The sequence below is a fragment of the Streptomyces sp. NPDC002588 genome (assembly GCF_040295925.1).
Lineage (GTDB): Bacteria > Actinomycetota > Actinomycetes > Streptomycetales > Streptomycetaceae > Streptomyces.
Map to the genome: position 1 here is coordinate 186103 of NZ_JBEOWF010000017.1, position 13808 is coordinate 199910.

Below are 13808 nucleotides of genomic sequence, written 5' to 3' on the forward strand. Positions count from 1 at the left end.
GGACAGACACTGTCCGGCTGCGGTCGGTTGCACCCTACTTCGTGGAACCTGACGCGAACCGCGGAGGGACGGAACCCATTCGGGCACAGGCGTCGACGAGGGCCCGCTCGACCTCGTCCAGGGGGCGGCCCTCGGCTGCCGCCCTGGTCACGGCGCGGGCGGCGCTCTGGACGGTGAGGGCGCGGGCGGGGACGTCGAGGACGGGCCAGGGGTCGCCCTCGGCGGGAACGGCGGGTCCGCCGGCGGCGCGGTAGGCGTCCAGGAAGCGGGTCCACTCGTCGGGCTGGAGCAGGCCGCAGGCGTACCAGGCGGCGGGGCGGGCGAGGTCCCAGGCGGGGACACCGGTGCCGAGATCGTCCACGTCGATCAGGCGCCAGGCGCCGTCGGGGGCCGGGTGGCGGACGAGCTGGCCGAGGTGGAGGTCGCCGTGGCAGAGGGTGGTGGTGTCGGGCTGGGGAGCCTCGGCGCGGGCCCAGGCGGGGAGCGTCGCCCAGGCGCGGAGGACGGGGGCGGTGACGGTGGGGTGTGCGGCGGCGGCGCGCAGCTTGGCCACGGCCTGGGCGGCCCTGACCGGGCCTCGCATCGGAGGGAGGGGAGTGATCGGGGCGGGGGTGCGGTGGAGGCGGGCGAGGAGGGTGGCGGCGGCCTCCCAGGGGGCCGCGTCCGGGTCCTGCGGGTCCACCGGGGTGCCGTACGGCCAGAACGTGACGAGGCGGCCGTGGAGGTGTGCGGGCGTGGCGGCGAGCGGAGGGAGGAGCAGGTCGGGGAGGCGGGCGGCCGTGGCGAGGCGGGGGGTGAGACCGGCGGGGGTGGTGTCCGGGGCGTGGGCCTTCGCGACGGTGTCGGCGTGACGTACGACGGTGGCGTCGGGACGGTCGGCGAGGGTGCCAGCGACGCAGGGGCCGGGAGGAAGCGGTCGCGAGTGGGCCTTGGCCTTGGCTCGGGCGGTGAGGTCGGAGAGCAAGGGGGTGGCGGTGGTCACGGGGCTCCCTGACGGAAGGGTGCGGGGCTGTCTGGGAGCGAGGGTACGCAGGCGAGGGCCCGGTGGTGTGGTGTGCGCGGCCGCCGCGGCCACGGGGGAGTTGGTCCCGGGCAGAGCAATGCCGGCGCAGCTCCCCAGCTGCGCCGGCATTTTTGCCGTCCGCCGCACCCCCGTCCCCACGGGGTTTCATGGGTGGATGTCCCCGCCCGGACCGCTCTTCCGGGCCTGGGGTCGCCGCTCAGCGCCCCAGCATCACTCCCACGGACGACGCTTGTGTGGCCACTGTCTCCCAGCCGTCGAAGACGACGAGGAGCAGGGCCGCCAGAGGAAGGGCCATGAGTGTCGCCACCAGGGGGTGGCGGCGGCCCGTGCGGCGGGGTCGGGTGCGGAAGTGTGTCCGCGGTGCCGTGTGGGCCATGGTCCCTCTCCTGACCGTTTTCCGTTGTGGTTGGCAGCGGCGGGCGTCTGACCTCGGGGGACGAGTGCTGCACCCGCCGCTTGACCTCAAATCTAGGCGTGCGGCGCCCGCCGGGCGTCATGCCCTCGTACCGATTGCCGGGCCTCCCGGAGGATGAGCCATGACCTGCGGAGTACTCCCCTGGGTGGAGACGGAGTCCTAGGTCTCGGGGTCTTCCCGGAGTGGGTGTCCGGTGCGGGAGGTTTTCTCCGGGCTGTCCGGACGGCCATGCCTCCCGCCCTCCGTCTCAAGAGCGTGGGGCCGCCCCCGCGTGACTTCGCTCACTTCCGCCACCCCCCGGCGGACCGCCGCCCCCGCCCTGCGGCCCGCTCCGCCGGCCACCACCTCGCCCCTCATCCAATCTCCTTTCTCCTACCGGTGGTTGAGGTCACACTGCCGCCAAAGCCCGATTGATCCCGGGCCCTCTGACCGCCCTTCATGTCTCCCGTCCGCCACCGACAATCGATCGGGGCGAGAGGGCGCGGCCTCTGCGCGCGAACGGCCGTGGAAACGTAAGCTGTGCCACGTCACACGGACCGGGCAGCGGGGATGAACATGGCGATGATGCGCCTGAGGCGCGAGGACCCGCGCGTCGTCGGCTCGTTCAGGCTTCACCGACGGCTCGGCGCGGGCGGGATGGGCGTCGTCTATCTGGGTTCCGACAAGAAGGGGCAGCGGGTCGCGCTGAAGGTGATCCGGCCCGATCTGGCGGAGGACCAGGAGTTCCGGTCGCGGTTCGCGCGCGAGGTGTCGGCGGCCCGGCGGATCCGGGGCGGATGCACGGCGCGGCTGGTCGCGGCGGATCTGGACGCGGACCGGCCGTGGTTCGCCACACAGTACGTTCCCGGGCCCTCCCTCCATGACAAGGTCAACGACGAAGGGCCGCTCGGTGCCGCCGAGCTCGCCTCGATCGGGGCCGCGCTGTCGGAGGGGCTCGTCGCCGTCCACGAGGCCGGGGTCGTGCACCGGGACCTCAAGCCGTCCAACATCCTGCTGTCCCCGAAGGGGCCGCGGATCATCGACTTCGGCATCGCCTGGGCGACCGGGGCCTCCACGCTCACGCATGTGGGGACGGCGGTCGGCTCGCCCGGCTTCCTCGCGCCCGAACAGGTACGGGGCGCGGTGGTCACGCCGGCCACGGACGTGTTCTCGCTCGGTGCCACGCTCGCGTACGCCTCGACCTCCGACTCGCCCTTCGGGCACGGAAGTTCCGAGGTGATGCTGTACCGCGTGGTGCACGAGGAGCCGCATCTGCACGGTGTGCCCGACGCCCTGGCCCCGCTGATCCGGGCCTGTCTGGCGAAGGACCCGGAGGAACGGCCCAGCACCCTCGATCTCTCGCTGCGGCTGAAGGAGATCGCCGCCCGCGAGGCGCAGGGGGTGGGCGACCCACGGCCACCCGTGCCGCGGGCCGCGGAGGCGGACCGGCCCACCGGACGTCTCGCCGGCCCCAGCTACCCGGAGCGCACGCTGCGGCAGTCGGGCGGACCGGGCATGGGGACGGGGACTCCCCCGCCCCGGGGCGGGGTGCCGTCCTCCCGCGGATCGGCTCCCTCTCGGGGCGGGGCTCCGTCGCGTGGGGGCGGTGCCCCCCGTGGGAACGGCGCGCCCTCGCCCAGGTCCGGATCGCGGCCGACGCCCGCCGGGCGCGGCAGCAGGCCGGGCGGCAGCGGCAGCCGGCCCGCGCCGCGCAGTGGGGCGGGACGTCCGGGGCCCAGGCCCACCGGCACCGGGCGACGCCCCGCCAACCCGCGGCTGCTGCGGCAGCGGCTGTTCGTCTTCGTCGTCGTGACACTGCTCGTCGCGCTGGGCATCGGCATCGTCCAGGGCTGCCAGGGGCACGCCCGTGGACTCGGCGGCGACCCCGGTGTCGTACGGCATCAGCAACTGCAGCAGTCACAGGGGCGGCTGCCGGTCGGCGGCGCGTAGTACGGGCGTCCGGACCGGCCCCGGTGCCGGGGGCGGCCCGTCACCACGGCGTGGAAGGCGAGTGCCGGCTCCGTCTCGCATCCGGCCACCGCCGGTGGTGTGCCCCGGTCGCGTAGCCAGGCGGCGTACGCGCTACGGCCCTCAGCCGCGGGCCGTCAGCCCGTCGGCGGCCCGGAGGCGGGCAGCGTTCGCCCGCTTGATGGCCGTCAACTGCGCGGAGTTCTGGTCGATCAGCTGCTTCTGGTAGGCGGACTCGACCGCGAACCAGACGCCCACCAGGTTGGTGTTCTTCTTGCACCGGATGTCGGTCTTGGCGGTGTCGATCGTCCGGGCGCTCCTGCTGCCGGAGAGACCCGGATCGGCCAGCGGGGCGAGCGGGTCGGTGTAGTCGTAACCGCTGTCGGCCATGCAGTCGGACCACGCCCGGGTCACTTTTCGCACCCGGGAATCGGACTTCGACCGGTCGAAGGACTGGAACGACAGCTGCTGGGCCAGGCTCGGGTCCGTTCCCGCGGGCGCGGCGGTGCCCAGGGACTGGTCGGCCTGGGACACGCAGCCACCGTCGGGGACCTTGCGCCCCTTGATGCTGGATCTTCCCTTGCCGAACAGAACGGTCTGCGCGTCGACGCCGAGACTTGGCTGTGCGGGGGGTTTCTGCAGGGCGGGGTCGCGGTTTCCCAGCCCGTAGCCGTATTCGAGGGCGTCCGACGCGTCGGTGATCCCGTACCGCCGTTCAGTGGCGCTGCGCGGCCCGTAGTTGGCGGCGGGCTGCTTGACCGTATAGCCGAATCCGAACTTCCGCATGCACCGGTCGATCAGGACGACCCGGGCCCGGTCCAGATCCCGCAGTTGACGGTCGGTGAGCAGATAGTTCTGGAGCGGGAGCCGGAGATCCGCGGCGGCGACGATCCGGGGAATGTCCCGGACCGCCGGTTCGGAATTGTTTTCGTTCTTTGGGCCGGGAGAGCAGGAAGTGATCGCGGTGAGCGCGAGAAGGACGGTGCACACTGCCGGCCCGAACCGTCTTAACACCGATCTTACGAGTGGTTTGCGAAGGTGGAGAAGCATCATGAACTCCGCGAATCTCGGTTGAGTTCAAACAATCGGGTGTCCTGCCCAGCTGCAATGGGCAGGACACCCGACCTGGTGCGGTGTTTCCCGCTGTGCGGTGGTGTCGCCTCAGTTCGGCGGCGGGATCAGCGTCAGCTGAAGTACGCCGAGGACACCGTGTTCTTGTAGGTCGTGCTCAGGTTGCCGTAGCCTCCCGGCGAAATGAATCCGCAGGAGCCGCCGTAGTTGTAGCCGGTGCACACCCACCAGGTGTAGGTGTCGCGGTTCCAGTCCGACTCGGTGTTGTTGTCCGCCCGGATCGTGGTGCCGGGGAAGTAGTCGTTGCTGAAGTCGGAGTCCGAGACGTACAGGTCGAAGACCGGCGTCCCGTAGTTGCTGAGGTAGTAGAGCCCCAGCTCGCCGACCTCGACGACGCCGTTCTTGTGGGTGGCGGCGGATGCCGATCCCGCACTCGCCATGCCGATTCCGCCGAGCGCGGCGATCGCCGCGCCGGTCGCGGCGGCACGGCGGAGCTGCCGCATGATGTTGGTTCGCACGATTGTTCCTCCAGGATTCGAGCCTTGCTGGCGTTACTCCGTCCCGTCCAGGACAGCCAGTTATAGCTATGGCACCAGATCGTGCACTGGCCAGCTATTGGCCGTTGGGACAGTTCTGCACGTGGTAGACGTAGGACACCAGTCCGGCCTGAAATCGCCCGGCGACCTCAAGCTTTGCCACGATGCTGGCAATATGGGCCTTGACTGTACGCTCGGTGATGCAGAGAGCGCGGGACACGTCACGATTGGACGACCCCGTGGACAACATCCGGAACACATCCCACTCGCGTGCGCTCAGCAACTCGACTCTTTCGAGCACGGACACTTCGCCGGCCTGCCACTTGGCGCAATGCATCCGAACGAGTGCGCAGCTCTGGCACCCGTGAGAAACGTTCATTATTCCCCCGGTTCTTCGGTTCCTTGGGGTCCACACCGAGGCGGGGCTGCACCCAAAGCCACCGGGCCCCCGCAACACCGAAGAAGGGACCCCAGTTCAGGTTACAGGCAGGAATAAAGGACGCGCCAGAAAAGTGTAATAGATCTACGAAATCCATTGTTTCAGTTCTATTTTTCGTCACCATCGAGAGGCTGTGCGGGCAGCGCGACCCGGACCGTGAGCCCTCCTCCGGTACGCGCCACGGCGTTCGCCTCGCCGCCGTGCCCGCGGGCCACCGAGCGCACGATGGACAGTCCCAGGCCCGTGCCCTGCGCTGATCCGACCCGGTCGTCGAGCCTTCGGAACGGTTCGAAGAGGGCGGGTACCTCGTACGGCGCCACCTCGGGCCCGCTGTTGTCCACCGTGAGGCGGACGGTGTCGTCGCCGTGGCCGCCGCAGACCACACGCACCCAGCCGCCGTCGGTGTTGTAGCGGATGGCGTTCTGCACCAGGTTCTGCGCCAGGCGCTCCAGCAGTACCGGATCCCCCTCCACCTGCGCCGGGACCGCCTCCAGAGTCAGCGTCACCCCGGCTCGCCGGGCATCCGGCTGGGCCAGGTCCGCCACCCGGCGCACCACCGCGGTCAGATCGACCGGCACGGGATCGGCCACCGCGTGCTGGGACCGGGCCAGGGTGAGCAGCCCGTCGATCAGCCGCTCGTGGCGGGCATTCACCGCCAGCAGGTTCTCTCCGAGCTGGGCGACTTGCGGCGGGGCGTCGGGTCGGCCCATCGCCACCTCCAGCAGCGTTCGGTTGATCGCCAGCGGGGTCTTCAGTTCGTGGGAGGCGTTCGCGACGAAGCGCTGCTGCCCTTCGAAGGCGGCGTCCAGCCGGCGCAGCATGTCGTCGAACGTGTCGGCGAGTTCGCGCAGTTCGTCGTGCGGACCGGTCAGCCCGATCCGCTCGTGCAGGCTGCGGTCCGCGACCCGTCGGGCGGTGGCCGTGATCCGGCTGATCGGGCGCAGGGTGCGGCCGGAGACCAGCCAGCCGATCAACAGTCCGCCGGCCGCGAACAGGCCGAGGGCCACCGAGCCGCCGACGAGGAGGGGCTTGAGCGTCCGCTTCCGGAAGTCGGCGCGGAGCTGCTGTGCGGCCGCGCGCGCCTGCTCTTTGTACGCGGTCAGGTCCTCGTTCCCCGCGCTCTCCGGCGGAGCGCCGCTCGGCACGGGTCCGAGTGCGGAGCCCAGGCCGGTACGTGAGGACGGGGCGACGTCCGGCACGTCCGGCACCTTGGCGGGAGCGGTCGCGGATGCCCCGGGGGGCGGGTACACGGACGAGATGTCGATCGGCTGGGTGGCGATGATCCGATCCAACATGACGTACGTGACCAGTAACAGCGTGACGCCGGAGAGCATCACCAGCCCGCCGTACAGCAGGGTCAGCCGGACGCGGATGGTCCGCTTCGGCGGATCCACCACTCCCTGGGCCACACCCTGATGCCTGCGCCGGCCGGAGCCGCTCACGGGATCCGGTATCCAAAACCAGGAACGGTCTGCACGACCTGTGGCGGGCCGAGCTTGCGGCGCAGAGTCATCACGGTGACGCGTACGACATTCGTGAAGGGGTCGATGTTCTCGTCCCAGGCCTTCTCCAGCAGCTGCTCGGTGCTGACCGCGCTGCCTTCCCCGCGCAGCAGTTCCTCCAGTACGGCGAACTCCTTGCGGGACAGCCCCACGTACCGCCCGTCCCGGTAGACCTCCCGGGGCCCCGGGTGCAGCGAGACTCCTGCGCGCGCGAGCACCGGCGGGGTGGCGGGGCGGGCCCGCCGCCCCAGTGCCCGGACACGGGCGACCAACTCGCCGAAGGCGAACGGCTTCGGCAGGTAGTCGTCGGCGCCGAGGGAGAGCCCGGCGATCCGGTCGGCGACCTCGCCGGCGACGGTCAGCATCAGGATCCGGGTGTCGTAGCCCTTCTCCACCACCGTGCGGCAGACCTCGTCGCCGTGCACCCGAGGCAGGTCCCGGTCCAGCACGAGAACGTCGTAGTCGTTGACGCCCAGCCGCTCCAGGGCCGCGGCGCCGTCGTAGGCGACGTCCACCGCCAGCGATTCGCGCCGCAGCCCTTCCGCAATCGCCTCGGCGAGCAACTCCTCGTCCTCGACGACGAGTACGCGCACGGCGACCCACCTCCCCCTCAGTCCCGGGCAATATTGGCCGAGCATACATAAGACGCCCATAAGCACCAGTCCTGACAGTGGATTTACAGGCCGTCGGATGTCCTCTCTGTCCAAGTACCGAAAACACGGGGGGAGATCTGATATGACCGGACATCGCATGAACCGCGTGCGCCACGCTGGACTGCTCACCGCCACACCGCTGCTCGTCCTCTTCTTCGGGGTCGTCGGCTGCAGCGGGTCCGACGACGGGCCCGGGGTGGCCACGGCCGAGAAGTCGGCCACCGCCGGCCGCTCGCAGGGCGACGACGACCAGGCCCAGAAGTACGCGGCGTGCATGCGCGACCAGGGCGTGGTGATGAAGGAGACGTCCGAGGGCACGGCCGAGGTCGACAAGGAGAAGACCTCGGTCGAGAAGATCATGTCGGCGACCGAGAAGTGCCGCGCGCTGCAGCCCGCCGCCTCCGCGCCGCCCCTGCTGTCGCCCGACGACATCGAGAAGCGCGGCCGGTACGCGGCCTGTGTCCGCCAACACGGCCTGTCGGCCTACCCGGACCCGAACCCGCAGACCGGCGAGTCGGAGCTGAGCGATGCCCTCGCCAGGCGGATCAAGACCGACCGTCAGGCGCACAAGGCGCTCGAAGCCTGCCGCAACCTCCTGCCGCGGACCGGCCGTGGGTCGGTGAACGGCGGATGACCGCGGTCGTACTGCGCCACCCTCGTACGCGAGTCCTGGTCGGCGGGACGGTGGTGGCGGCCGTCGTCGTGGCGGCCATGACGGCGGCCCTCGGTTTCGGCGGCGGGGAGTCCGGTGCCACTCCGCCCCGCGACATGCCCGCCGCCACCGCCCATGTCGTACGCCGCACCCTCACCGACGCGACGAGCCTGTCCGGTCGGCTGGACTACGGCGCCGCCGCCCCCGTCGTCTCACGGGCGACGGGCACGGTGACCTGGCTGCCGCCGGTCGGAAGCCTCGTCGGGCGCGGGGGTGCGCTGCTGCGCGCCGACGACAGACCCGTGCTGCTGCTCTACGGAACGCTGCCGATGTACCGCGCGCTCGCCAAGGGCGCCAAGGGCGCGGACGTGCTCCAGTTCGAACGCAATCTGTGGGCGCTCGGCTATACCGGTTTCACCGTGGACGAGAAGTTCACCAAGTTCACCACCGCCGCGGTGAAGCGCTGGCAGCACAACCTGGGACTCCCCAGGACCGGTTCGGTCGGCGTGGACCAGGTGGTCTACGGGCCCGGCCGGGTCCGTGTCGCGCAGCACTCCGTCCGCCTCGGCGCGTCGGCGGACGCCCAGGTGCTCAACTGCACCAGCACCACCAAGGTCGTGACGGCCGATGTCCAGACCGCCGAAGCCGGCTGGGCAGTCAAGGGTACGAAGGTGCAGGTCAAGCTGGCGAGCGGCGCGTCGGTCGCGGGGACGGTGGCGGCGGTGGGTGCCGGGGAGACGGGGGGATCGGGGGATTCGGGGGAGTCTTCGGGCGGGACGTCGGGCGGGCAGGGCTCGGACGGCGAGTCGGGGTCCGGGAGCGGGTCCGGATCCCAGAACGACACCGTCAAGGTCACCATCGCCGTCACCAGGCAGAAGGCGCTGCGCGGGACGGACCCGGGAACGGTCGACATCCGCTATACGGCCGAACGGCGCGAGAACGTCCTGGCCGTCCCGGTAGTGGCACTGCTCGCGCTCGCGGAGGGCGGCTACGGCCTTGAGGTCGTCGAGAACTCCCGGGCCGGCACCGGACCCCGTACCCGCATCGTGCCCGTCAGGACCGGGCTCTTCGCCGAGGGCCTGGTCGAGGTGAGCGGTCCGGGGATCAGCGCTGGTGCGACCGTGGGGATGCCGGAATGAGCACCGGGACGAGCCCCGGGACCGACACCGTGGCGAACGTGGCCGAACTGCGCGGCGTGTCCAAGACCTACCCCGGCGGGGTCACCGCGCTGCGCGGCGTCGACCTCGACATCGGTTACGGCGAACTGCTCGGCATCGTCGGCCCGTCCGGTTCCGGCAAGTCCACGATGCTGCACATCATCGGTACTCTCGACCAGCCCTCGTCCGGCACGGTGCGTATCGACGGTTACGACGTGTCCCGCCTGACGGACCGTCAGCTATCGGCGTTGCGGGCCGAGCGGATCGGCTTCGTCTTCCAGCAGTTCCACCTCGCGGTGGGGGTGTCGGTGCTGGACAACGTCGCGGACGGGCTGCTCTACGCCGGTGTGAGGATGCGCGAACGCCGCGCGTCCGCCGAGGCCGCGCTGACCAGGGTGGGCCTCGGCCACCGGCTCGGTCATCTGCCGCACCAGTTGTCCGGCGGCGAGCGGCAGCGGGTGGCGATCGCCCGCGCGGTCGTCGGCGAACCCGCCCTGCTGCTGGCCGACGAGCCCACCGGCAACCTGGACTCCACGTCCGGCGCCGGGTTGATGGAGGTGCTGCGAGACCTGCGAGCGGGCGGTACGACGGTCGTCATCATCACCCACGACCGGGAGATCGCCGCGGCTCTGCCCCGTCAGGTGCATGTACGCGACGGCCTGCTGACGGACAGTGCGAAGGCACTCGCACCCGGCACGGAAGGCGGCGAATCATGACGAACACACCTCGCAGACCCCAATGGCGACAAGCGCTCACGCTCCCCTCCCACGCCCGGCTGGGCCCCGCCGACGTCGCCCGGGTCGGCGCCGCCGGTCTGCGCGCCCGACCGCTGCGGGTCTTCCTCTCGGCCGTCGGCATCGCGATCGGGATCGCGGCCATGCTCGCGGTCGTCGGCATCTCCGCCTCCAGCCGTGCCGACCTCGACCGCGCCCTGGACCGGCTGGGCACCAATCTGCTCACCGTCAGCCCTGGCAACACCATGTACGGCACCGACGCCCAACTGCCCAAGACATCGGTCCTGATGCTCGACCGGATCGCCCCGGTCCGTTCCGTCTCCGAGGTCGGCCGGATCGACGCGCACGCCTACCGCAACGACCACGTCCCGAGTGGCCAGACCGGCAGCATCGAGGTCTTGGCGACGCGCTCCGACCTCCTTCGCACCCTCGGCGGCAAGGTCACCACCGGGTCCTGGCTGAACGGCGCGACCGCCCGGTACCCGGCGGTCGTCCTCGGGGCGAAGGCCGCACGGCGGCTGGACGTGCGCACGCCGGGGGTACGGATCTGGCTGGGTGACACGTGGTTCGGCGTCGCCGGGATCCTCGACCCCGTACCGCTGGCCAAGGAGTTGGACACGGCGGCGCTGGTCGGCTGGCCGGCCGCTCAGCGCTATCTGGGGTTCGACGGGCATCCGACCTTCGTCTACGTCCGGTCCGCCGAGCCGGACGTGGAGGCCGTACGCTCCGTGCTCGCCGCCACCACCAACCCCGAGGCGCCCAACGAGGTGCGTGTCTCCCGGCCCTCGGACGCGCTCGCCGCCCAGCGTGCCACCGACCGGACGCTGGGCGCCCTGCTCCTCGGGCTCGGCGCCGTCGCCCTGCTCGTCGGCGGCATCGGGGTGGCGAACACCATGGTCATCTCCGTGCTGGAACGCCGCCCGGAGATCGGCCTGCGCCGCTCGCTCGGCGCGAGCCGCGGCCAGATCCGGCTGCAGTTCCTCACCGAGTCGCTGCTGCTGTCCACACTGGGCGGGCTGGGCGGCCTGCTGCTCGGCATCGGAGTGACCGCTGGATACGCCGCCGCCCAGTCCTGGCCGACCATGGTCCCGGCCTGGGCGATGGCCGGCGGCCTCGGCGCCACCCTCCTGATCGGCGCGGTCGCCGGGCTCTATCCGGCGGTCCAGGCATCGCGGCTCTCCCCGACAGAGGCGCTGACCGTGCCGTGAGCGGACGGGTTCCTGGCGCGGCCGGCGGACCGGCGGCGCCAGGGCACCGGGCCATGCCGGTCCCCGCCGCTCCGCCGTGCCTGTTCGCGTCGGTCCGTGCGCGGCGGATGCCGTCGTGCGGGACGCCCGGTGACGGAGGCGGCCGTCGACGGGGCTACTGCGGCCTCGTCGCGTAGAAGGCCACGGCGGAGGCGGCGGCGACGTTGAGGGAGTCCACGCCTGCGGACATCGGGATCCGGACCCATTCATCGGCCGCGCGCAGGGCGTCGACCGACAGCCCGTCGCCTTCGGTACCGAGCATGAGCACCAGCTTCTCGTACCGGCGGGCGGCCAGTTCGTCAATCGTGATCGACTTCTCGTTGAGGCACAGGGCAGCCGCCACGAAGCCGTGCTCGCGAAAGATCTCGACGTCCTTCGGCCAAGAGGTCAGCCGGGTCCAGGGGACGTGGAAGACAGCGCCCATCGACACCTTCACGGCCCGCCGGTAGAGGGGGTCGGCGCAGCGTGGCGTGAGGAAGACGGCGTCCACGCCCAGAGCGGCCGCGTTACGGAAGGCAGCCCCCAGATTCGCGTGATCGACTATGTCCTCGAAGATGGCAACGCGTTGCCCCGCACCCCTTTGCGGACCGGAAGGCGACACCGCGCCGATGTCGGTGTGGTCGTCCACGGATTCCATGATCACGCCGCGGCGGGCGGTCTGCAGGAGGTCGGCGGCCGCCGGGAGCGGCTTGCGCTGCATCGAGGCGAGGGCCCCCCGGTGCACGTGGTAGCCCGTGACGCGCTCGGCGAGGTCGGGGCTGACGGCATAGACCGGGGCGGGGAGTTCGTCGATGACGTCGCGCATGACATCGATCCACTTGGCGGAGAGCAGCATCGAACGCATCTCGTACCCGGCGCCCTTGGCCCGTCGGATGACCTTCTCACCCTCGGCGATGAACAGGCCCTCGGCGGGCTCACGCCTGCGCCGCAACTCGACGTCGGTCAGGCCGGTGTAGTCGCGCAGGCGCGGATCGTCGGGGTCCTCAACGGTGATGAGATCGGCCACAGGGTGATACTGCCTTGTCCTGGGTGCGGTGCCAACGGCTTGGCACGGGTTGTGTTACCCGCGGTTACGCGGAGGGGTTCGGTCCGGCGTTCACTACCGCACCGATGACGATGACCGCCGGGGGTTTGACCTCCTGCGCGCGGACGGTCTCCGCGACCGTCGCCAGGGTGGCGTCGACGCGGCGCTGAGCGGCCGTCGTGCCCTCCTGGACGAGCGCGACGGGTGTGCCGGCGGGCTTGCCGTGCGCGACCAGCGTCTCGGCGATCTTCCCGATCTTGTCGACCCCCATCAGGATCACCAGGGTTCCGGTGAGCTTCGCGAGGGACTCCCAGTCGACGAGGGAGCGCTCGTCGTCGGGCGCGACGTGGCCGCTGACCACCGTGAACTCATGGGCGACGCCGCGGTGGGTGACCGGGATGCCGGCCGCGCCGGGGACCGAGATGGAGCTGGAGATGCCGGGGACGACCGTGCAGGCGATGCCCGCCTCGGCGAGGGCGTTGAGCTCCTCCATGCCGCGGCCGAAGACGTACGGGTCGCCGCCCTTGAGACGGACCACCGACTTGCCCTGCTTCGCGTGTTCGATCAGCGCGTTGTTGATGGCCTCCTGGGCCATGTAGCGGCCGTACGGGATCTTCGCCGCGTCGATCACCTCGACGTGCGGCGGGAGTTCGGCGAGGAGGTCGCGCGGGCCGAGCCGGTCGGCGATGACGACGTCCGCCTCGGCGAGGAGACGGCGGCCGCGGACCGTGATCAGGTCGGGGTCACCGGGGCCGCCGCCGACCAGGGCGACGCCGGGGGTGCGGGTGCGGTGGTGGGGGGCCACCAGGGTGCCGTCGCGGAGGCCTTCGACCACCGCGTCACGGATGGCGGCGGTGTGGCGGGGGTCGCGGCCCTTGGCGTCCGTGGTGAGTACGGCGACGGTGACGCCCTCGCTGGTGCCGGTGGCCGGGGTCCACGCGGTCGCCCGGTCGGCGTCGTCGGAGCGGACGCACCAGACGCGGTGCGCCTCCGCTTCGGCGGAGGCCCGTGTGTTCGCCTCGGGGTCGCTGGTGGCGATCAGCGCGTACCAGGCGTCCGCGAGGTCGCCTTCGGCGTAGGGGCGCCGGTGCCAGGTGATCTCGGCCGCGTCCGCCATCGCCTCGACGGAGGGGGTCGCCTCCGGTGAGACGAGGTGGATGTCGGCGCCGGCCGCGATCAGGGAGGGAAGGCGGCGCTGGGCGACCTGACCGCCACCGAGGACGACGACCCTGCGGCCGGTGAGGCGGAGGCCTACGGGGTAGGGCGGATGTTCGGCCATGAGGTGCGGCTCCTCGAACAGGCAGAGGGTGGGCGCTGCGGCTCTGGAGCGGCCCTGACGTGCGCATTTTAAAGGTGGGGTCAGCGTACGGCGGGGTCGGGGGGCGTGCAGGAGCGCACGCCCGCCGA

General features: G+C 71.4%; 15 protein-coding genes. 5 read left to right on the forward strand and 10 right to left on the reverse strand.

Annotated features, from left to right (window positions below; genetic code table 11):
• Positions 1-34: 34 nt before the first annotated feature.
• From ABT057_RS21435 to ABT057_RS21445, 3 genes are all read right to left on the reverse strand, one after another.
• Positions 35-982: a phosphotransferase family protein gene (locus ABT057_RS21435; RefSeq protein ID WP_352344698.1), complete on the reverse strand. Its 948-nt coding sequence runs from the start codon at positions 980-982 to the stop codon at positions 35-37.
• A gap of 238 nt (positions 983-1220) precedes the next feature.
• Entirely contained in the window at positions 1221-1400 is a 180-nt protein-coding gene (locus ABT057_RS21440) for a hypothetical protein (protein WP_352344700.1), read from the reverse strand.
• A gap of 198 nt (positions 1401-1598) precedes the next feature.
• Positions 1599-1796, reverse strand: coding sequence for a hypothetical protein (locus ABT057_RS21445; protein ID WP_352344702.1), 198 nt, complete (start codon positions 1794-1796; stop codon positions 1599-1601).
• Between the two features lie 192 nt (positions 1797-1988).
• Between ABT057_RS21445 and ABT057_RS21450 the strand changes: the two genes are divergently transcribed.
• Entirely contained in the window at positions 1989-3368 is a 1380-nt protein-coding gene (locus ABT057_RS21450; RefSeq protein WP_352344772.1) for a serine/threonine-protein kinase, read from the forward strand.
• Positions 3369-3509: 141 nt separating this feature from the next.
• On the opposite strand, the gene ABT057_RS21455 is transcribed toward ABT057_RS21450, so the two are convergent.
• The 5 genes from ABT057_RS21455 to ABT057_RS21475 all read right to left on the reverse strand — a co-directional run bounded on the left by ABT057_RS21455 (position 3510) and on the right by ABT057_RS21475 (position 7527).
• The gene (locus ABT057_RS21455; RefSeq protein WP_352344704.1) at positions 3510-4376 is read right to left on the reverse strand and encodes a hypothetical protein; all 867 of its coding nucleotides are present in this window, start codon (positions 4374-4376) and stop codon (positions 3510-3512) included.
• A gap of 194 nt (positions 4377-4570) precedes the next feature.
• The gene (locus ABT057_RS21460) at positions 4571-4975 is read right to left on the reverse strand and encodes a hypothetical protein (protein ID WP_352344706.1); all 405 of its coding nucleotides are present in this window, start codon (positions 4973-4975) and stop codon (positions 4571-4573) included.
• Between the two features lie 94 nt (positions 4976-5069).
• Entirely contained in the window at positions 5070-5372 is a 303-nt protein-coding gene (locus tag ABT057_RS21465) for a response regulator transcription factor (RefSeq protein WP_352344708.1), read from the reverse strand.
• A 167-nt stretch (positions 5373-5539) separates the two neighbouring features.
• A complete protein-coding gene (locus tag ABT057_RS21470) occupies positions 5540-6874 on the reverse strand; it encodes a sensor histidine kinase (protein ID WP_352344710.1) in 1335 nt (444 codons plus the stop codon).
• Positions 6871-7527: a response regulator transcription factor gene (locus ABT057_RS21475; protein WP_352344712.1), complete on the reverse strand. Its 657-nt coding sequence runs from the start codon at positions 7525-7527 to the stop codon at positions 6871-6873. The genes ABT057_RS21470 and ABT057_RS21475 overlap by 4 nt, the downstream gene beginning before the upstream one ends.
• A gap of 142 nt (positions 7528-7669) precedes the next feature.
• Here ABT057_RS21475 and ABT057_RS21480 point away from each other — a divergent pair, with 142 nt between their 5' ends.
• Genes ABT057_RS21480 through ABT057_RS21495 form a run of 4 tightly spaced genes read left to right on the forward strand, consistent with a single transcriptional unit; the run spans position 7670 to position 11338 of the window.
• Positions 7670-8221 carry a hypothetical protein gene (locus ABT057_RS21480; protein ID WP_352344714.1) on the forward strand — a complete coding sequence of 184 codons (552 nt, stop codon included), beginning with the start codon at positions 7670-7672 and terminating at the stop codon, positions 8219-8221.
• On the forward strand, positions 8218-9378 hold the full coding sequence (locus tag ABT057_RS21485) for a peptidoglycan-binding protein (protein WP_352344716.1): 1161 nt from the start codon (positions 8218-8220) through the stop codon (positions 9376-9378). Before ABT057_RS21480 ends, ABT057_RS21485 begins: the two co-directional genes overlap by 4 nt.
• Entirely contained in the window at positions 9375-10112 is a 738-nt protein-coding gene (locus tag ABT057_RS21490) for an ABC transporter ATP-binding protein (RefSeq protein ID WP_352344718.1), read from the forward strand. The genes ABT057_RS21485 and ABT057_RS21490 overlap by 4 nt, the downstream gene beginning before the upstream one ends.
• Positions 10109-11338: an ABC transporter permease gene (locus tag ABT057_RS21495; protein ID WP_352344720.1), complete on the forward strand. Its 1230-nt coding sequence runs from the start codon at positions 10109-10111 to the stop codon at positions 11336-11338. The genes ABT057_RS21490 and ABT057_RS21495 overlap by 4 nt, the downstream gene beginning before the upstream one ends.
• A 154-nt stretch (positions 11339-11492) precedes the next feature.
• On the opposite strand, the gene ABT057_RS21500 is transcribed toward ABT057_RS21495, so the two are convergent.
• Both ABT057_RS21500 and cobA read right to left on the reverse strand, forming a co-directional pair.
• Positions 11493-12383 carry a TrmH family RNA methyltransferase gene (locus tag ABT057_RS21500; RefSeq protein WP_352344722.1) on the reverse strand — a complete coding sequence of 297 codons (891 nt, stop codon included), beginning with the start codon at positions 12381-12383 and terminating at the stop codon, positions 11493-11495.
• 64 nt (positions 12384-12447) lie between these two features.
• A complete protein-coding gene (gene cobA / locus ABT057_RS21505) occupies positions 12448-13680 on the reverse strand; it encodes a uroporphyrinogen-III C-methyltransferase (RefSeq protein ID WP_352344724.1) in 1233 nt (410 codons plus the stop codon).
• Positions 13681-13808 lie beyond the last annotated feature (128 nt).